At 70.8% G+C, this 17807-nt stretch carries 18 protein-coding genes; 11 read left to right on the top strand and 7 right to left on the bottom strand.

What is annotated here, in order from left to right; genetic code table 11:
* Positions 1 to 3 precede the first annotated feature (3 nt).
* The 6 genes from WAE60_RS16975 to WAE60_RS17000 all read right to left on the bottom strand — a co-directional run bounded on the left by WAE60_RS16975 (position 4) and on the right by WAE60_RS17000 (position 7949).
* Positions 4 to 1551, bottom strand: coding sequence for a carboxylesterase family protein (locus WAE60_RS16975; RefSeq protein WP_337687628.1), 1548 nt, complete (start codon positions 1549 to 1551; stop codon positions 4 to 6).
* Positions 1548 to 3764, bottom strand: coding sequence for a glycoside hydrolase family 3 C-terminal domain-containing protein (locus WAE60_RS16980; protein WP_337687629.1), 2217 nt, complete (start codon positions 3762 to 3764; stop codon positions 1548 to 1550). The genes WAE60_RS16975 and WAE60_RS16980 overlap by 4 nt, the downstream gene beginning before the upstream one ends.
* Before the next feature lie 11 nt (positions 3765 to 3775).
* Positions 3776 to 5104, bottom strand: coding sequence for a family 1 glycosylhydrolase (locus WAE60_RS16985; RefSeq protein ID WP_337687630.1), 1329 nt, complete (start codon positions 5102 to 5104; stop codon positions 3776 to 3778).
* A gap of 194 nt (positions 5105 to 5298) precedes the next feature.
* A complete protein-coding gene (locus WAE60_RS16990) occupies positions 5299 to 6195 on the bottom strand; it encodes a hypothetical protein (RefSeq protein WP_337687631.1) in 897 nt (298 codons plus the stop codon).
* 61 nt (positions 6196 to 6256) lie between these two features.
* Positions 6257 to 7057 (bottom strand): alpha/beta hydrolase, encoded by an 801-nt coding sequence (locus WAE60_RS16995; protein WP_051695706.1) that lies wholly within the window; start codon positions 7055 to 7057, stop codon positions 6257 to 6259.
* 142 nt (positions 7058 to 7199) lie between these two features.
* A complete protein-coding gene (locus WAE60_RS17000; RefSeq protein WP_337687632.1) occupies positions 7200 to 7949 on the bottom strand; it encodes a glucose 1-dehydrogenase in 750 nt (249 codons plus the stop codon).
* A 107-nt stretch (positions 7950 to 8056) separates the two neighbouring features.
* Between WAE60_RS17000 and WAE60_RS17005 the strand changes: the two genes are divergently transcribed.
* The 5 genes from WAE60_RS17005 (at position 8057) to WAE60_RS17025 (ending at position 12149) form a co-directional block, all read left to right on the top strand.
* A complete protein-coding gene (locus WAE60_RS17005; protein WP_051695702.1) occupies positions 8057 to 8980 on the top strand; it encodes a LysR family transcriptional regulator in 924 nt (307 codons plus the stop codon).
* A gap of 133 nt (positions 8981 to 9113) precedes the next feature.
* Positions 9114 to 9533, top strand: a complete 420-nt coding sequence (locus tag WAE60_RS17010; protein ID WP_337687633.1) for a DUF427 domain-containing protein — start codon at positions 9114 to 9116, stop codon at positions 9531 to 9533.
* 365 nt (positions 9534 to 9898) lie between these two features.
* Positions 9899 to 10684 (top strand): SDR family oxidoreductase, encoded by a 786-nt coding sequence (locus WAE60_RS17015; RefSeq protein WP_337687634.1) that lies wholly within the window; start codon positions 9899 to 9901, stop codon positions 10682 to 10684.
* 4 nt (positions 10685 to 10688) lie between these two features.
* Positions 10689 to 11441 carry an NAD(P)H-binding protein gene (locus WAE60_RS17020; RefSeq protein ID WP_337687635.1) on the top strand — a complete coding sequence of 251 codons (753 nt, stop codon included), beginning with the start codon at positions 10689 to 10691 and terminating at the stop codon, positions 11439 to 11441.
* Between the two features lie 45 nt (positions 11442 to 11486).
* Positions 11487 to 12149 (top strand): hypothetical protein, encoded by a 663-nt coding sequence (locus WAE60_RS17025; protein ID WP_337687636.1) that lies wholly within the window; start codon positions 11487 to 11489, stop codon positions 12147 to 12149.
* Between the two features lie 56 nt (positions 12150 to 12205).
* Here WAE60_RS17025 and WAE60_RS17030 read toward each other — a convergent pair whose 3' ends face one another.
* Complete coding sequence (locus tag WAE60_RS17030; RefSeq protein WP_337687637.1) at positions 12206 to 12961, bottom strand: SDR family oxidoreductase; 756 nt, start codon at positions 12959 to 12961, stop codon at positions 12206 to 12208.
* A 256-nt stretch (positions 12962 to 13217) separates the two neighbouring features.
* Between WAE60_RS17030 and WAE60_RS17035 the strand changes: the two genes are divergently transcribed.
* The 6 genes from WAE60_RS17035 to WAE60_RS17060 all read left to right on the top strand — a co-directional run bounded on the left by WAE60_RS17035 (position 13218) and on the right by WAE60_RS17060 (position 17719).
* A complete protein-coding gene (locus tag WAE60_RS17035) occupies positions 13218 to 13679 on the top strand; it encodes a carboxymuconolactone decarboxylase family protein (protein WP_029912976.1) in 462 nt (153 codons plus the stop codon).
* Positions 13680 to 13839: 160 nt separating this feature from the next.
* Positions 13840 to 14250: a hypothetical protein gene (locus WAE60_RS17040; RefSeq protein WP_337687638.1), complete on the top strand. Its 411-nt coding sequence runs from the start codon at positions 13840 to 13842 to the stop codon at positions 14248 to 14250.
* A gap of 237 nt (positions 14251 to 14487) precedes the next feature.
* Positions 14488 to 15003: an AraC family transcriptional regulator gene (locus WAE60_RS17045; RefSeq protein ID WP_337687639.1), complete on the top strand. Its 516-nt coding sequence runs from the start codon at positions 14488 to 14490 to the stop codon at positions 15001 to 15003.
* Between the two features lie 12 nt (positions 15004 to 15015).
* On the top strand, positions 15016 to 16002 hold the full coding sequence (locus tag WAE60_RS17050; protein ID WP_029912966.1) for an alpha/beta hydrolase: 987 nt from the start codon (positions 15016 to 15018) through the stop codon (positions 16000 to 16002).
* 140 nt (positions 16003 to 16142) lie between these two features.
* Complete coding sequence (locus WAE60_RS17055) at positions 16143 to 16706, top strand: RNA polymerase sigma factor (RefSeq protein WP_337687640.1); 564 nt, start codon at positions 16143 to 16145, stop codon at positions 16704 to 16706.
* Complete coding sequence (locus WAE60_RS17060) at positions 16703 to 17719, top strand: FecR domain-containing protein (RefSeq protein WP_337687641.1); 1017 nt, start codon at positions 16703 to 16705, stop codon at positions 17717 to 17719. The genes WAE60_RS17055 and WAE60_RS17060 overlap by 4 nt, the downstream gene beginning before the upstream one ends.
* The last annotated feature ends 88 nt before the right edge of the window (positions 17720 to 17807 follow it).

A 17807-nucleotide genomic window follows, 5' to 3' on the forward strand; every position in this document is an offset into this window, starting at 1 on the left:
GGCCTACTTCCCCGCCGCCTGTTCCGCGACGTCCAGGCGCGCGCGCCAAGGATCGACCTCGCCCACAAAGCTTCCATCCGCGCGCACGTCCAGAAGCTTGTCGCCCTTGGCGTCGTAGCGCGGCCAGATCGGCAGGCCCGGTCCGTTCGGATCGCCCCTGCGTGCGAAATTAGCCCAGTAGTCCGCCAGCTTCCCCGCCACCGCCTGGTCGGCCGTCGTGGTCGCCGCGCCGTAGACCGGGGTCAGACGGTCGAAGACATAGGCCACCTCGGTCGAGTGGTTGGCGCCGTAGGGCGATCCCGCCAGCGCCGCCGGGGCGACATAGCCGAAGCGGTATTCGTAGGTCGGCGCGCCCTTGGCCGCCGTCGCCCGGGCCACGAAGCGGGCCGGCTCGACCATGTTGCGGTCGCCGCCGATCGCCTGGTTCAGGGCCTTCAGCGCCAGCTTGCCGTCCGGGTCGTAGGCCGCCCGCGCCGCCGCCGCGCCCTCGCCGAACCTGGCGTAGGCCGCGTCGGCGCTGGGCGTGAAGTCCAGGCTGAGGTCGGCGCTGGTCGCCCCGACGATCGTCGGGACCTTGTGCTGCCGCCCGTGGGCGAAGGCGTCCTCCGGCGTCTCGACGATCAGCTTGCCGTCCACCACCGGTCCGGAATAGAGCGCGCCCTCGCCCTGGAAGACCAGGGTGGCCATGCTGAGGTTGGCGGCGATCCTGTCGGCCGGCAGGGCGCGCAGGGCGGCCAGGGCCGCGGCGTCCTGGCCCTCGACGCCCAGCCGCTTGGCGAAGGCCAGGCCGACGCCTTCGGCCGAGGGCTTGCCCGGCAGGTCCTGCGACAGGCGCCGCTCGGGCGTCAGGAACCGCCGGCCCGCGCCGGACTGGATGATGGCCTTGTCGAACAGCCCCTCGGCCTTGGGCGCGCCCAGCAGCAGGTTGATCGAGATGCCGCCGGCCGAGCCGCCCACGACGGTGACGTTCCTGGGGTCGCCCCCGAAGGCGGCGATGTTGCGCCGGACCCAGGCCAGGGCGGCCATCTGGTCCATCAGGCCGTAGTTGCCCGTGGCCTCGTCCGGATGCTCGGCGCTCAGGGCCGGATGACCGAAGAACCCGAACCGGCCCAGGCGATAGTTGAAGGTGACGAACACCACCCCGCGCCGGGCCATGGCGTCGCCCCAGGTCTCGGGCGAGGACGAGCCGCCGTTGACGAAGGCGCCGCCGTGGATCCAGACCATGACCGGCAGCTTGCCTGTCGCCTTGGCCCCGGCCGGTCGCCAGACATTGGCGAACAGGCAGTTCTCCGACTGCGGCGCGGGCTCGGGCGAGCCGGGCATGCGGCCCTGCACGCAGTCCGGCCCCATCGCCGACGCGTCGCGCGCGCCGGTCCAGGGCGCGGCCGGCCGGGGCGCGCGCCACCGCAGATCGCCGACGGGCGCGGCGGCGTACGGAATGCCCTTGAAGGCGGTCACCCCGTCCGTGGTCGCGCCTTGCAGCGCGCCGGTGTCGATCTTGGCGACGGGCCCGGCCAGGGCGGCTGCGGCGACGAGGGCGACGAGGCTCATCGGCCGCCCTCCGTCAGGCTGGCCTTGGCGACCAGGTCGCGCGAGCCGGCGGCCTTGCCGACATAGAGGTCGTAGCTTCCGCCCGCCCGACGCCAGGCCCCCGCCTTGACGTCGTACGACGCCAGCAGGCGCGGATCGGCGACGATGGTCACCTGACGGCTCTCGCCCGGCTTCAGCGTCACCCGCGCCCAGCCCGCCAGGCGATGGGTCCGTCCCGGCGGCGCCACATAGAGCTGGGCGACTTCCGTCCCTTCGCGCGGGCCGGTGTTGGTCAGGGTGAAGGTCGCCGAGACCCCCTCCCCGCCCTTCGCCGCCAGCTTCGAATAGCCGAAGGTCGTGTAGGTCAGGCCGTGGCCGAACGCGAACAGGGGCTTGGCCTTCCTGCGTTCGAACCAGCGGTAGCCGACGTCGGCCCCTTCCGGGAACGGCACGGCGAACGGGGCGACCTTGGCGCCCAGGCCCAGCGGCTTGCGGTTGTTCGGGTCGAAGCCCGGGATCGCCGGACGCGGCAGCTGCGCGACGCCGGCCGGGAAGGTCATCGGCAGGCGGCCCGAGGGCGAGACCTCGCCGGTCAGGACCTTGGCGATCGCCGGACCGCCGCGCTGGCCCGGATACCAGGCCTGCAGCACCGCGCCCACCTTCGACAGCCACGGCATCAGGATCGGGTTGCCGGTCTCCAGCACCACCACCGTACGCGGATTGGCCGCGCCCACGGCTGCGATCAGGGCGTCCTGGCCATAGGGCAGGTCCGGCGCGATGGCGTCCATCCCCTCCTCTTCGGGCCGCGTGGCGAAGACGATGGCCACGTCCGCGCCCTTGGCCAGGGCCGCCGCGCGCGCCGGATCGCCGCCGTCGTCGAACTGGATGTCGGCGTCCGGCCGCAGGGCCTTCAGCGCGGCCAGCGGCGAGGACAGACCGTAGACCGGCGCCAGGATGGCGGCGATGCCGTCGCGCCCCCGCCGGTCGGTGAAGTGACCGCCGTAAGGCATCACCTGCGACGAGCCGCCCCCCGACAGCACGCCCTTGTCGGCGAAGCCGCCGATCACCACGATCTTCCTCGCCGTCGCCGCCAGGGGCAGCACGCCGTCGTTCTTCAGCAGCACCATGCCCGACAGGGCCACGCGCTCGGCCACCTCGGCATGGGCGTCCTTGTCGATCACGCCGCCTGGCTTGGCCGGATCGTCGATCACGCCCACCGCGTGGAAGCTGCGGACGATCCGATAGGCCGCGTCGCGCACCCGCTCGGGCGAGACCTCGCCGCGTTCGACCGCCGCCTTCAAGCCGTCGAAGTATGGGCCGTCCTGCGGCGACTCCTGGTCCAGGCCCGCCTTCAGGGCCGGCGCCAGGCTGTGCGAGGCGCCCCAATCCGACATCACCCAGCCCGGATACTGCCAGTCGCCCTTCAGCACCTTGCCCAGCAGGAACTGGCTTTCGCAGGCGTAGTCGCCGTTGATCCTGTTGTAGGCGCACATGACCGAGCCGGGCCGGCCACGGTCGATGGCGATCTCGAAGGCCAGCAGGTCGGATTCGCGCAGGGCCGCCTCGTCCAGCTGGGCGTCGTGCACGAAGCGACCCGTCTCCTGGGCGTTCAGGGCGAAATGCTTGACGGTCGAGACCACGTGGCGCCCCTGGATCCCGGCCACCTGGGCGCCGACGATCTGGCCGGCCAGCAGCGGGTCCTCGCCGGCGTACTCGAAGTTCCGGCCGTTGCGCGGCTCGCGGGTCAGGTTCACCCCGCCGGCCAACTGGATGTTGAAACCTTTCGCGTGAGCCTCGGCGCCCAGCATGTCACCGGCCGCCCGGGCCAGCTCCGGATCGAAGGTCGCGGCCAGGGCCAGGGTCGCCGGCAGCGAGGTGGCCTCGTCGCCGCGCCGGATGAACCCGCCCAGATTGCCGACCCCCAGGCTGGCGTCCGACATCTGCTGGGCCGGCATGCCTACGCGCTCGACCGCCGGTACATAGCCGGCCGAACCCAGGGCGCCGGGCGGGGTGGCCTTGCGCATGCTCTCGGGGATCGACGCCGGCAGGGGCACGCCCAGCGACAGCAGGCCGAACCCGGCCTGGGTGCGCAGCAGGCCGATCTGCTCATCCAGGGTCATGGCGTCGACCATGGCCCTGGCGCGGGCGTCCGGATCCGAGACCTGCGCCAGGGCCGCGCCGGCCGTCGTCAGGGTCGAGGTCATCAGCAGCAATCCGACAAAACGCTTCAACATGGGCGGGCTCCTCAACGGCTCTTCACGCCGGCGGGCAGGCCCTTGCGGGCGATCGCGCCCATGTGGCGGGCGCTGGGCTTGGGGGTGCGGGCGAAGGTGGTGCGGTCGACCGCGACCAAGCCGAACTTTGGGCCGTAGCCGGAGAACCATTCCCAGTTGTCGAGCAGCGACCAGTGGATGTAGCCGCGCACGTCGATGCCGTCGCGCAGGCAGTCGACGACCCCCGCCACGGCCTTGTCGATGAAGGCCACTCGGCGGGCGTCGTCCTCTGTGGCGACGCCGTTCTCGGTGACGTAGATCGGCTTCCTGGTGTGCCTGGCCACCGTGCGGATCACCGCCTCCAGCGCCTCGGGCGCGGCGGGATAGCCCATCTGGCTCAGCTCGACGCCCTTGGGCGCCGGCAGGTCGGCGTCCGGCCCGACCTCGGTGTAGGTGTAGTTCTGCACGCCGATGAAGTCGCCTTGGGCCTGGAGCCACGGCAGCATCACCTGGGCCTGCTTGGCCTCCACCCCGCTGGGACCCGACGGCGGCGCGCGCTCGTCGTTCAGCGACAGGGTCACGCCCACGAGGTAGCGATCGTTCGAGGCCTTGCGGATCGCCTCATAGGCTCGCTCGTGGGCCTCGATCATGATCGGCTGCTGGATGCGGAAGTCGCCCAGAACCGGCGGCGCCCAATGGGCCGCGCCGATCGAGGCCGCGGCCGCCTTCTTCGACATCTCGATATAGGGCCGCAGCGGCCGGATGGCCGGCGACCAGCTGACCAGGGCGCCGAGATTGGGCTCGTTGAAGGTCGAGGCCACGCCGATCAGGTCGCCCAGGTGCTCCGTGATCAGGGTGCAGTAACGGACGAAGGCCGGGATGTTGTCTCGGGTCTCGAACCCGCCCGCCGCCGCGAACCAGCGCGGGGTCGTGAAATGGTTGTAGGTGACGAACGGGGTCATGCCGTGCTTGCGGATGGTCTCCAGCACGCGGCGGTAATAGGCGATGCCCGCCAGCGAGATCTGGCCCGGCTCGGGCTCGATCCGCGACCATTCGATCGAGAAACGGTGGGTGTTGAAGCCCAGCGAGGCGGCCAGGGCGATGTCTTCCCAGACGCGGTTATAACTATCGGCGGCGTCGCCAGAGGGGTCCTTGAAGATGGTCGGCTTGACGTGCTCCATCACCCACAGGTCGCTGGCGTAGTTGCCGCCCTCGATCTGATAGGCCGCGCCGGCCGAACCCCATAGGAACCCGGGCCCCGCCGTGGACTTGCCGGACCCAGCCTGCGCCGCCGAAGCCATCGCGGCGACGGTCGCCGTCCCGCCCCACAGCACCGCACGCCGATCGAAAACCCCACCCATGCACTTCCTCCCGCCGCCCTGGATGGGCGATCGGGGAGAAACTTAGAAACGCGACAAGATACAGTCAATCCTGCTTTTAATTATCACACCCTGACCTGCTCGCACGGCGCCTGGTGTCCAGAGACCTGTCCAGGCCGATGCACGCGATGGAAGCGCGCTGCCGGCGGGCCTTGGCTCTGATTGGGACCCGAAGATCAGGCCCCTGGGGACGCGGTTGGACGCCGGCCGAGCCAGGCCGCGACGTTCAGGACATATCGGTGCGTGTCCGCCAGCGCCTGGGGTTCGCGAGCCATGCCGTCGCCGGGGCGTTCCGACACGAAGCTCGGGCGCCCCATCGCCAGGTCCCAGTTGTAATCGGTGAAATGGTGGAAGGTGCTCTGGAGGACCGCGGAACCGCCCTCCTCGCTGCGCTCGAAGGCCACGACGAGGTTGAAATCCCGCCCTGTGGTCCGACTCCTGCCCGTCGCGACGGCGCGGGCCTCGGTCCCGTCGGGGACGATCACCGCGCCCTCGTGCGGGTGGGCCGGCAGATAGCGCAGGACGCCGGTGGGCGACGACGGGGCCGAGAAGATCGGGTGCGCCGGCTCGACCACCCGGATTTCCTGATAGTCGCCGTTGGCCCCGGACCGGTAGTTCGGCCAGGAGATGGCCTGGGTCTCCTCGTCGTCGCGGACGTGACGGCTCTCGTCGGGCTCGAGGTTCTTGCTATGGAAGCGATGGGCCAGGCCGACCCCGCCCAGGTTGCAGACCGACGAGCCCAGGTCCATATGGTCGCGCGTGACCATCAGGGCGCCACCGGCGGCGTGGAAGCGGGAGATCGCCTCGCAGTCCGCGTCGGCGAGGCCGTCGCCGACATCGACCGCGAACAGCCACAGCTGGTCGAAGTCGCTCTCGTCCAGCCTGGACAGGACAGGGTCGGGAACGCCGACCGGTCCGCGGTTCCGGGCCTCCACGGCGTACAGCGGCCGCCCTTCGTCATCGACCGCGCCCGCCAGGAGATCGCGCAGCAGGCTGAAGCGCGCGATCGACCAGTCGTCCTCGATCGGGGGGATGGTGGTCTGCAGCAGAATGCGCGTCGGACGGGCGTTCATCGGGGTCTCCAACATCGTGCGACCCGAAACCGGATCGCACGAAATCCGGGAAAATGCGACCTCACCGGCCGGAGGCGGCGTCTTCGATCAGGGCCGCGACCTTGTCGGGATGCGAGACCATCAGGGCGTGGGACGCGCCCTCGACCGCGACGGTCTTCCGCGCCCCGGCCCGCTCGGCCATGAACCGCTGGGTCTGGGCCGGAATGTTGCGGTCGGCCGAGCCGTAGATCACGTAGGACGGCAGGCGCTTCCACGACGGCGCGCCGGCCATGTCGGACAGGGCCCGTCCGGTCACCGGACGCTGGGTCGCGGCCATCAGCGCCGCCGTGGCGGCCGGCACGTCGGCGGCGAACTGGTCGCGGAACTTGGCGGGCTGGATGTAGAAGTCCTCGTCGCCGTCGGGCAGCACCACCGGCGCCAGCGCCGTGGCGAGCGTGCCGCCCGGGAACTTGCCGGAGAGCGACAGGGCCGACTCGCCGGCCTCGGGCAGGAAGCCGGCCACATAGACCAGCGCCTCGACGTTGCCGTTGCCGTTGGCCGCTTCGGTGATCACCTCGCCGCCGTAGGAATGGCCGACCAGGATCACCGGCCCGGGGATCGACTTGACCAGCGCCGACACCGTCTCGGCGTCCGAATTCAGGGCGCGCAAGGCGTTGGCCGCGGCCACCACGTGGTAGCCGTCCCGGTTCAGCCGCGTCACCACGCCGTTCCAGCCCGAGGAGTCGGCGAAGGCGCCGTGGACGAGCACGATGGTCGGCTTCTCGCGCGGCGTCGCGGCCCGGACCACCGCCGGACCCGCCAGGGCGAGGACGGCGGCCAGGGACAGGGCGGCCAAGGACAGGCCGGGATGAAACTTGCGCATGGGGTGTCTCCGTGGCGGCCGGGAACGGCCTCTGCGCCAAGACTGCGGGTCCGCCCGCCCCGCGCCTATCTCGCGGAAGGGCCTGGCGGACCTGTCCGAAAGTCTAGGGCGGGAGCCTCTCCGGGGTTGGCCCGGCGAGGCGCTAGAGCAGGCTCATGCCGCCGTCGACCTTGAGGTTGACGCCGTTGACGAAGCTGCCCGCGTCGGAGGCCAGGAACAGCGCCGCCCGGGCCAGCTCCTCCGGTCGCCCCAGACGACCCAGCGGGATGCCGCTGGCCACCGCGCTTTCGAACGCCGCGCGCTCCGAGGCCGGGACGCCCAACTTGTCCAGGATGGCGGTGTCGGTCGGTCCCGGGCTCAGGACGTTCACGCGGATGCCGCGCGCCTTGAACTCCAGCGCCCAGCTGCGGGCGAAGGCGTTCAAGGCCGCCTTCGACCCGGCATAGACCGCGTGGCCGTCCAGGACCTTGTCGCTGGCGATCGAGCTGGTCAGGATGACCGCGCCGTTGTCGCGCAACAGCGGCGCGATCTTCTGGACCCCGAAGAACACCGCTCGGGCGTTGATCGCGAACTGGGCGTCGTATTCGGCTTCGGAAACCTGCGACGAGGGCGTGATCGTGTTCACGCCGGCGTTGGCCATGTAGATGTCAACGCCGCCGAAGCGCTCGCGCGCCAGGTCGGCGACATCCGCCTGGTGCGCCGGATCGGCGGTGTCGCCGGCCAGGCCGACGGCTCGGGGCCCGATCTCGGCGACCGCGGCCTCGACCACGTCCGGGCGACGCCCGGTGATGATCACAGACGCGCCTTCCCGCGCGAAGAGCTTGGCCGTCTCCAGGCCGATGCCGCTGTTGCCGCCGGTGACCACCGCGACCTTGTCGATAAGGGAGTCCATTGGGCTTTCGCCTCCTTGGGAGTGTTGTCCAGGCCCTCCAAATGGTCTTGACGGGAACTCAAATAAGTCAGGGAAATGGCAAGTTACCTATTCCATGACGGAACAGAATGACCGACCTTCTCGACAACGCCGCCGGCCTGACGGCCTTCATCAACACGGTCGAGGCGGGCTCCTTCAGCGCCGCGGCGCGGCTGGCGGGCGCGACCCCGTCGTCGGTCTCCAAGAGCGTGGCCCGGCTGGAGCGTCGGCTGGGCGTCGTCCTGTTCACGCGCTCGACCCGCACCCTGAACCTGACGCTCGAGGGCGCGGCCTATTTCGAGCGCGTCATGCCGCTGCTGCGGGCGCTCGGCGAGGCGCAGGACGTCGTCCAGACCGCCGCCGTCGCCCAGGGTCGGCTTCGGGTTTCCCTGCCCAGCGACCTGGGCCGCCTGCTCATGGACCCCCTGACGCGGATCTTCCTGAAGCGGCATCCCCGGATCCATCTGGAACTCCACATGACCGATCGTCATGTCGACCTGATCCGCGAAGGCTACGACCTGGCCCTGAGGGTCGGCCAAGTGGACGACAGCGCGCTGACGATCCGGCCGCTGGGCCGGGCGCCGCTGGTCCTGGTGGCCGCCCCGGACCACCTGGACCAGTACGGACGGCCGCGAACGCTCGAGGCGCTGCGGGCCGCGCGCCACGTCCGCTACCGCCTGGACGGACGCCCCTTCCCGATCACCTTCGCCGACGGCGCGACGCTGTCGCCGGACGGCGTCCTCGACTGCGATTCCGGCTTCGCCCTGAGGGCCGCGGCGATCAACGGCGTGGGGATCGCCCAACTGCTGCGCTGGACCGTCGACGAGGACCTGCGGGCCGGCCGGCTGGAGATCGTCATGCCCGAGGCTCCGCTTCCCGCCGTCCCGCTGCAGATCCTCCACGCCTTCGGCCGCTTCCAGCCTCTTCGCGCGCGCCTGTTCGCCGACTTCGTGGCCGAGCAGGCGGCGGCGCTGGGGCGGGCGTCCGGCGATCCCGCCACGCCCCCGGACTAGGACGTCCTATCCCTTGGTCCAACTCGGGCAAGACCTTCGGCGGGCTCGCCGGCCGCCCTCCGTACAGTTTCGACGCGCCCCCAAGTCCCGTACCCCTGGGACCAGCGGTTTCCTCAAGCCAGGCGCGAACGACATGACCTCTCCCCAATCCGACCCGACCTTCGAGATCGTCCGTGAGCGGACGCGCGTGCGCGCGCTGTTCGAGGGCCACGACATCGCCGACAGCAGCGACGTGGTCGTGGTGCGCGAGGCCGGCCGGCCGCCCGTGCGCTACTTCCCGCGCAAGGACGTGTTCATGGTGTTCCTGAGCCAGACCGACAAGGTCACCCGCAACCCCGACAAGGGCGATGCGCGGTACTTCACGATCTACCGGGACCAGCACATCGTCGACAACGTGGCCTGGTCCTACGAGACGCCCAACGCGCCGTTCGCCGACATCGCCGGGCGCATCGCCTTCCGCCCCGAACACGTCGAGATCCAGGTGGACGGGCATTCGGCGGCCGAGACCGAGATCGACGACGAGGGCGTCGACATCGGCGACCAAGGGCGCTGAACCCGCGGCGATGTTCGCCCCACCTATACTTCCTATACCTATGTACAATTCCGTTTAGGCAGGACGATTTCCTAATAACATCCCGCAGCCGTGTTAATCGGACGCGACAGGGATGATGAACGTAAGATTTTTTCCGATTTCATCTTACGGCCGACGAAACGGCAGGCGAGCATCCTACCTGTCCGGCTCACCCGCGCGACGCCGCGACGGCCACAGCGCCGCGGCGTCGCGCACCCCGGCCGAACGGCGCCGAGACCCTATACGGCGGGATAGCCCGCCCTGACCCTTTCGGCCAATCGACCCATCCCCGCCCCCGGTCCTAGCCTTCCGATCCTGGGTTCTGGATCGCGCGAAGGGCGACGCACATGAAAATCGTGGTGGTGGGCGGCAGCGGCCGGATCGGCGGCAAGCTCGTCTATAATCTTCGTCAGGACGACTACCGCGTCCTGGAGGCCTCGCCGACCTTCGGCGTCGACACCCTCACCGAAGCGGGACTGGCCAAGGCGCTGGAGGGCGCGAGCGTCGTCGTCGACGTCACCCAGTCGCCGTCGCTGGATGGGGCGGACGCCAAAGCGTTCTTCGAGACCTCGGGCCGCCACCTGCTCGCCGCCGGGCGCGCCGCCGGGGTCGGGCACCACATCGCCCTGTCGATCGTGGGCACCGACCGCCTGCAGGCAAGCGGCTACTTCCAGGCCAAGAAGCTCCAGGAGGACCTGGTCAAGGCGTCCGGGATCCCGTTCACGATCCTGCGGTCGACCCAGTTCTTCGAGTTCATCACCGGCGTGGTGCAGGACGGCACGACGCGCGACGTGGTGATCTCGCCGGCCCCCGTCCAGCCGATCGCCGGAGAGGACGTCGCCGAGGCCCTGGCCGACCTCGTCCTGGGCGCGCCGCTGAACGACACCGTCGAGGTCGCGGGCCCCGAGCGCTACCGCCTGGACGACCTGGCCACCCAGGTGCTCACCGCCTACGAGGACCCGCGCCGCGTCGTGGCCGACGTCCACGCCCCCTATTTCGGCGCCGAGCTCGACGAGCGGTCCCTGTTGCCGGGCGAGCGTCCGCGCATCGCCCCGACCCGCTTCTCCGACTGGCTGCGCCAGAGCCTGCAGGCCCCGGCTCCCACCGGCCTCCACTCGAACCGGAAGGGTTGATCCCATGAAGATCGTTGTCACGGGCGGCGCGGGCGTCGTCGGGTCCAAGGTCGTCGAGATCCTGGCGCGCCAGGGCCACCAGGTCACGTCCGCCTCGCAGAGGACGGGCGTCGACGTCATCACGGGCGAGGGGCTGGAAGAGGCCCTGGTCGGGGCGGAGGTCGTCATCGACGTCGTCAACCCGTCGACCTACGACGAAGAGACGTCGCTTCGGTTCTTCGAGACCTCCAGCCGCAACATCCTGGCGGCGGCCGCCTCCAACGACGTGCGCCACTATGTGGCCCTGTCGATCGTCGGTTCCGAGCGCCTGCCGGAAATCGGCTATTTCCGAGCCAAGCTCCTGCAGGAAGCCCTGATCAAGGCGTCCAGCGTGCCGTACACGATCGTCCGCTCCACCCAGTTCTTCGAGTTCCTGGACGCCGTCGTCGCGGACGGCGCGAACGGCGACGAGGTCCGCCTGCCGCCGGCCCGGGTCCAGTTCATCGCCGCCCACGACGCCGCCGCGGCCCTGGCCGACATCGCCGACCGCGCGCCGGCCAACGACACCCTCGAGGTGGCCGGACCCGACCCGTTCCGGCTGGACGAGCTGGCGCGTCAGTACCTGGCCGCGCGCGGCGACGCCCGCCGCGTCACGGCCGATCCCGAGGCGCGCTATTTCGGCGCGCGGCTCGACGACCAGACCCTGATCGCGGGCGCGGTCCCGCGGTTCGGCCACACCGAGTTCGACAGCTGGCTGCGGGAGCGGACCGCGCGCTAGACGCGCCGCCTCCTCCCGCTCCCCTCCCCCACAAGGATCATCGCCATGACCGACGCCGCGCCCGCCACCGAAGGCCAACTGCGCACCCTGTTCCCCGGCCTTCCCCAATCGCCCCTGATCAGCCGGTCCTTCAACCACGCCCGCGAGCGCTGCCCCGCCTTCCTGTTCAACCACGTCGCCCGCTCGTGGATGTTCGCGGTCAAGCTGGCCGCCTTGGACTCCGTCGCGCACGACGCCGAGGTCCTGGCCGTGTCGACCCTGCTGCACGACCTGGGCCTGACCGAGCACGCGCCGGGGCCCAACCGCTTCGAGGTCAACGGCGCCGAAGTCGCCCGGGCCTTCGTGCGCGAGCAGGGCTTCGACGATCGCCGCGCCCAGCTGATCTGGGACAGCATCGCCCTGCACGGCACGCCCTCGATCGCCGCCTTCAAGGAGCCGGAGGTCGCGCTGTGCGCACGGGGGATCGGGGCCGATTTCGGGACGCCGGACAACGACCTGCTGGGCGTTTCGACCATGACCCTGGCCATCGCCGCCGCGCCCCGCCTGGACATGAAGCGCCAGTTCACCGCCTGCGTCTGCCACATGGCCCAGACCAAGCCCGAGACCACCTACGCCAACTTCATCCGCGATTTCGGCGAGCGGCTGGTCCCCGGGTACAGGGCGCCGTCCTGGGTCGACGTGATCGCCAACGGCCCCTTCGCCGAATAGAAAAACGGGCGGCCGTCGGGCCGCCCGTCCTCCCTCGTCGCGAATGACGAAGGCCGCTAGTCGGCGGCCATGGACTCGTTGAGCCAGTCCTCGAAGGCGGTCTCGCCCAGGATCGGATCGGCGCCCGGCGTCAACGACCGCTCTTCCAGGCGGGCGCCGAAATACAGGGCCTCGGGGTCGGCGACGACGTTGCGCGGGTCCTGCTGGGCGTCCAGGTACTGCTCGGCGAAGACGTCCAGGCGGAAGGCCTCCGGGCCGGCGATCTCGATCATGCCGTTGACGGGAGCGCCGACCACGGTCCGCGCCAGGATGGCCGCGACGTCGTCGGCGGCGATCGGCTGGATCTGGACCGGCGGCAGGCGGATGGCGTCGCCGGCGGCGGCCGAGTGGACGATGCCCCCGACGAACTGGAAGAACTGCGTCGACCGCACGATCGTCCAGGGGACCGGCGAGGCCTCGATCAGGGCTTCCTGCGCCAGCTTGGCGCGGAAATAGCCGCTGGCCTGCAGGCGCTCGGTCCCCACCACCGACAGGGCGACGTGGTGCTTGACGCCGGCGACCTGCTCGGCGGCCAGCAGGTTGCGGCCCGCGGTCTGGAAGAAGGCCATGGCCGCGTCGTCCTCGAACGAGGGCGAGTTGGCGACGTCGACCACGACGTCCGCGCCGGCCAGCGCCTCGGCCAGGCCTTCGCCGGTCAGGGTGTTGACCCCGGTGTTGGGCGCGGCGGCGATCGCTTCGTGGCCCATGCGGGTCAGGTTGGCGACGGTCTTCGACCCGATGAGGCCGGTTCCACCGATGACGACGATCTTCATGTCAGGTCTCCTTGACGGTTGTCCGGAGAGGTATCGCGCGTCTCTTGGCGCATGGAACGCTATCCATACCGCCAAACCGGGCGGCCGAAGCTAACCCCGGGGGCGATCCGGGAACAGAGGACGGCGAGTCCGGCCTGTTCCCAGGGAGGACGCGACCTGTCGGAAGGGCGTAGGTCCACCCGCCGGCCGGACGATGGCCGGCGCCCCCGGCGGCCCGGCAAGCTCGGATCACTTCAACCCCACCGAAGGATCCAACATGACCCCGCGCTTCGCCCCGTTCAAAATCGTCCCGGACCTCACCAACGCCCTGATCGCCGTCGAGAAGGCCCTGGGCGCCGCCGGCATCGAGCACGGCCTGGCCGAGCTGGTGAAGATCCGCGCCTCGCAGATCAACGGCTGCGCCTTCTGCGTCCACATGCACGTCACGGACGCCAAGGCGCACGGCGAGACCGACATGCGCCTGTTCCTGCTGGACACCTGGCGCGAGTCCCCGCTGTTCACCGACCGTGAGCGCGCCGCCCTGGCCTGGACCGAGTCCCTGACCCGGATCGCCAAGACCGGCGCCCCGGACGCCGACTACGAGCTGGTCAAGAGCCAGTTCACCGAGGTCGAGATCGCGACCCTGTCGGTGATCATCGGCCAGATCAACACCTGGAACCGCCTGCAGGTGGCCGCCCGCGCCGTCCACCCCGTCCAGCCGGCCACCGTGGCCGCCTAGGGTCCCGATCTCCGAAGCGACACCGCCGTCGCTTCGGACCCGCGGAGACGCGCGCCGATCCATTCCCCAAAGGCGCGATGCGGCTCCGCTGCGCCCCGGCTCGTCACCGCGAGCCGGGGCGTGACTCTTTCCCCTCCCCGCCCCTCGAAAGGAGGCCCCCATGCTCAAGCCCATCCTCATCGGCCTGGCCGTCGCGCTCGGCGTCGCCGCCTTGGCCAACGGCGTCTTCATGCTGACCTCCCCCGAGGGCTGGTACTTCGCCGTGCCGGGCGTGACGACGACCGGATCGTTCAACCAGCACTTCATCCGCGACATCGGCATCGTCTTCCTGTTCATCGGCGCCGGCTTCCTGACGGGCGCGTTCCAGCCGCACCTGCGGCTGTTCGCCTGGGCCACGCCGACGATCTGGCTTTCCGGCCACGCCCTGTTCCATTTCTGGGAGGTGGCCGTGGGCATCTGCTCGGCCTCGGTCCTGGGCCGGGACTTTCCCGCCGTGACCCTGCCGGCCCTGCTGGGCTGGACGCTGATGGTCTGGGCGCTGAAGCGGGCGCGGATCGACGGCGCGCTCTAGGGCGGCCTGTTTCCCCACCTTCACGCGTCCATGGCCGGAACCGCCGCGCTCCCCCGGGGCGCGGCGGTTTTGCGTCGTTCGCACGCCGAACCGCCGGGCGACCTATACGGCCGCATAGGATCGCCAAACCTACGCCCAGCCCGCCCAGACCAAGGGACGGATGGGGCCGCCGGTCGCCGCCGCCTAGGGTCCGGTCATCAGGCAACGGCCGAACGGCGGCCCCGCGGAGACGACCCCATGACCCTTCATTCGGCGACCTTCACGCCCATGGGCGCGCTCCCGGAAAGGCCGCGCGGCGACACCGCCTCGGTGATCGACCAGCTGCTGCGGAGCTTCACGGACCTCGACGCCGCCCGGACCGAGGGCGAGCCCGACGCGGGAGCGGACCGTCGCCGCGCCCCGCCCCCGGGCGCCAAGCTGCCCCTCTGGCGCGTCAAGAAGATCGAACGCTTCATCGTGGCCAACCTGGACCGGGCCCTGAGCCTGGAGACCCTGGCCTCGCAGGTCCACCTCAGCTGCAGCCACTTCGCGCGGGCCTGCAAGAACACCCTGGGCCTGACGCCGCGCCAGCTGGTGCTGCGCCATCGGATCGAGCGGGCCCAGGGGCTGCTGCGCGACACGGCCATCCCGCTCAGCCAGATCGCCCTGATCTGCGGCTTCGCCGACCACGCCCACTTCTCGCGGCAATTCCGCCAGGAGGTCGACGCGACCCCGCTCGACTGGCGCCGCCGCAACCGCGCCGCCTCCAACTGAACGGACATCGCCATGAACCAGACAGATCACCAGGCCACGCGCCGCGTCGTGATGACCGCCGGCCTGGGCCTCGCCGCCACGGCGGTCGCGGCCGGCCTCCCTTCGAGCGGCGGCGCCCGCGCGAACACCCCCTCCCCCCAAAGCACAGGAACCAACACCATGGGCAGCGGCTTCGTCACCACCAAGGACGGCACGCAGATCTTCTACAAGGACTGGGGTCCCAAGACCGCCCAGCCGATCGTCTTCCACCACGGCTGGCCTCTGTCGGCGGACGACTGGGACAACCAGATGCTGTTCTTCCTGGCCCAGGGCTATCGCGTGATCGCCCATGACCGACGCGGCCACGGCCGCTCGAGCCAGACCGACACCGGCAACGAGATGGACACCTACGCCGCCGACCTGGCGGTGGTGACCAACCATCTGGGCCTGAAGAACGCCATCCACGTCGGCCATTCGACGGGCGGCGGTGAGGCGGCGCGCTACGTCGCCCGCTACGGCGGCGCGGGTCGCGTGGCCAAGCTGGTGCTGATCGGCGCGGTGCCACCGATCATGGTCAAGACGCCGGACAATCCGGGCGGCCTGCCGATCGAGGCGTTCGACGGCCTGCGCACGGCCCTGGCCGCCAACCGCAGCCAGTTCTACAAGGACCTGCCCTCGGGCCCGTTCTACGGCTTCAACCGCCCCGGCGCGAAGATCAACGAGGCGATCGTCGACAACTGGTGGCGCCAGGGCATGATGGGCGGCGCCAAGGCGCAGTACGACTGCATCGCCGCCTTCTCGGCCACCGACTTCACCAACGACCTCAAGACGATCGACGCGCCGGTGCTGCTGATGCACGGCGACGACGACCAGATCGTCCCGATCGCCGACGCGGCCCTGATCGGGATCAAGCTGCTGAAGAAGGGCTCGCTGAAGGTCTACAAGGGCCTGCCGCACGGCATGTGTACGACGCACGCCGAGATCATCAATCCGGACCTGCTGGCCTTCTTCAAGAGCTGACGGGACCCGGCCTGGAAGCGCCTCCCCCGATGGAGGCGCTTCCTTCGGGTCGGACCTTTCCAGTGACCATGGACCTCTCGAAAACAGGATCAGCACGGGGAATTGCGATGAGCCGCGGGTCAGCGCATGGTGAGGCCGCCTTGCAAGCGCGCCGCCTGGGGCGCGACCGGGAGACCCTGCCGATCACCGCCCTCGACCCCGAGACCGATCATGTCCTGGCGGGCCGAGCCGTGTCGCTGCGCAACGCGCTGGCGCGCTACTTCCAGCGCCGGGTCCAGGACGCCAGCGAGGTCGACGATCTGGTCCAGGAGGTCTTCCTCCGCATCGTGCGACGCGGAGACGCCGGCGAGCTCGAGAAGCTGGAAGGCTACGTCTTCAGGACGGCCGCCAGCGTGCTGGCGGATCGGGCGCGGCGCCGCAAGGTCCGTCAGGCCGACCGCCACGTCCCCTTCGAGCCCGAATTCCATGCCGGCGAAGCGCCCGGCCCCGAGCGGACGCTGATCGGGCTGGAGACGCTCGAAACCATCGGCGTGGCCCTGCTCGAACTGCCGGAGCGGACACGCCGGGTGTTCATCCTGCGCCGGATCGAGGGCCTTTCGGCCCCGGAAATCGCCCGGCGGCTGGGCGTCTCGCCCAGCGCGGTGGACAAGCACATGCTCAAAGCGGTTCGCCACATCCTGGCGCGAACGAGGGACGACCGATGACCCATCCCCTTGCCCAGGCGGACCAGGTCGCCGCCGCCGAGGAGGCGGCCGCCCTGTGGCTGTTGCGGCGCGACGACGGCCAGGACGTCGAACGTGATCCCCGGTTCGTCGCCTGGCGCGACGGCGCGCCGGAGAACGCGCGGGCCTGGGCCCACGCCGCCGCGATCTGGCAGGCCGCCGGCCAGCCGTCCAGCGACGACCCGCTGTTCGCGGCCCTGAGGCGCGACGCCCTCCAGGCGCGCCCCGATCGCCGGCCCTTCATGGCCGTCGCGGCCGCCATCGCGGCGGTCGCGATCCTCACGGTCGGCCTGGCCTGGACCCAGCTGGCGCCGCGCTTCACCACGGCGCCAGCCCAGCCCGGCCCGGCCGCCGACGCGGCGCCGACCTTCACCGTCGCCGCCGGCGCGCCGGACAGCTTCGCCCTGCCGGACGGGAGCCGCGTCACGCTGAACGCCAACTCCGCGATCGCCGTCGACTATCGGGCCGACAGCCGCGCCGTGCGCCTGCTGCGCGGCCAGGCCTATTTCAGCGTCGTCCACGACACGCGGCGCCCCTTCACCGTGGCGGCGCGGACGCGAACGATCACCGACCTGGGCACCGAGTTCGACGTCCGGCTGGGCGGCGAGACCCTGACCGTCACCCTCGCCAAGGGCGCGGTGGCCGTGTCGGCGCTCCCCGGACGCAACGCCGTCAGGCTCTCGGCGCCCGGCCAGCAACTGATCGCGGAAGGCGCCCGGGCCGATACGGTCGCCCGCGTGGACCTGACGGACGTCCTGTCCTGGCGGACGCGCCTGCTGGAGTTTTCCGAAACGCCGCTGGCCCAGGCCGTCGCCGAGGTCAACCGCTACGGCGGCCCGACCGCCAGGATCGTGGACCCCGCCGCCGCGTCGCTGCCCGTCAGCGGCCAGTACCGCGCCGGCGACCCCACCCGCTTCGCCCAGTCCCTGGCCGAGGTCTATCCCGTCGATGTGCGGACGCGCCGCGACGGCGGCGCCGACATCGCCGCGCGCTAGCGAAAACCCGGCTGCGCGAAACCCCCGAAAAATAATTTGCGCCGCGAGGTGTGAGTTCCGGCGCCGGCGACGTTCTTGGTGGACAGGA

The sequence above is a fragment of the Caulobacter sp. CCG-8 genome, from assembly GCF_037402475.1.
In the GTDB taxonomy this organism is placed as follows: domain Bacteria; phylum Pseudomonadota; class Alphaproteobacteria; order Caulobacterales; family Caulobacteraceae; genus Caulobacter.

Bases quoted from the DNA above. Each gene is read 5' to 3' on its own strand.
- WAE60_RS16975 (WP_337687628.1), bottom strand. From the start codon at position 1,551: ATGAGCCTCGTCGCCCTCGTCGCCGCAGCCGCCCTGGCCGGGCCCGTC.
- WAE60_RS16980 (WP_337687629.1), bottom strand. From the start codon at position 3,764: ATGTTGAAGCGTTTTGTCGGATTGCTGCTGATGACCTCGACCCTGACG.
- WAE60_RS16985 (WP_337687630.1), bottom strand. From the start codon at position 5,104: ATGGGTGGGGTTTTCGATCGGCGTGCGGTGCTGTGGGGCGGGACGGCG.
- WAE60_RS16990 (WP_337687631.1), bottom strand. From the start codon at position 6,195: ATGAACGCCCGTCCGACGCGCATTCTGCTGCAGACCACCATCCCCCCG.
- WAE60_RS16995 (WP_051695706.1), bottom strand. From the start codon at position 7,057: ATGCGCAAGTTTCATCCCGGCCTGTCCTTGGCCGCCCTGTCCCTGGCC.
- WAE60_RS17000 (WP_337687632.1), bottom strand. From the start codon at position 7,949: ATGGACTCCCTTATCGACAAGGTCGCGGTGGTCACCGGCGGCAACAGC.
- WAE60_RS17005 (WP_051695702.1), top strand. From the start codon at position 8,057: ATGACCGACCTTCTCGACAACGCCGCCGGCCTGACGGCCTTCATCAAC.
- WAE60_RS17010 (WP_337687633.1), top strand. From the start codon at position 9,114: ATGACCTCTCCCCAATCCGACCCGACCTTCGAGATCGTCCGTGAGCGG.
- WAE60_RS17015 (WP_337687634.1), top strand. From the start codon at position 9,899: ATGAAAATCGTGGTGGTGGGCGGCAGCGGCCGGATCGGCGGCAAGCTC.
- WAE60_RS17020 (WP_337687635.1), top strand. From the start codon at position 10,689: ATGAAGATCGTTGTCACGGGCGGCGCGGGCGTCGTCGGGTCCAAGGTC.
- WAE60_RS17025 (WP_337687636.1), top strand. From the start codon at position 11,487: ATGACCGACGCCGCGCCCGCCACCGAAGGCCAACTGCGCACCCTGTTC.
- WAE60_RS17030 (WP_337687637.1), bottom strand. From the start codon at position 12,961: ATGAAGATCGTCGTCATCGGTGGAACCGGCCTCATCGGGTCGAAGACC.
- WAE60_RS17035 (WP_029912976.1), top strand. From the start codon at position 13,218: ATGACCCCGCGCTTCGCCCCGTTCAAAATCGTCCCGGACCTCACCAAC.
- WAE60_RS17040 (WP_337687638.1), top strand. From the start codon at position 13,840: ATGCTCAAGCCCATCCTCATCGGCCTGGCCGTCGCGCTCGGCGTCGCC.
- WAE60_RS17045 (WP_337687639.1), top strand. From the start codon at position 14,488: ATGACCCTTCATTCGGCGACCTTCACGCCCATGGGCGCGCTCCCGGAA.
- WAE60_RS17050 (WP_029912966.1), top strand. From the start codon at position 15,016: ATGAACCAGACAGATCACCAGGCCACGCGCCGCGTCGTGATGACCGCC.
- WAE60_RS17060 (WP_337687641.1), top strand. From the start codon at position 16,703: ATGACCCATCCCCTTGCCCAGGCGGACCAGGTCGCCGCCGCCGAGGAG.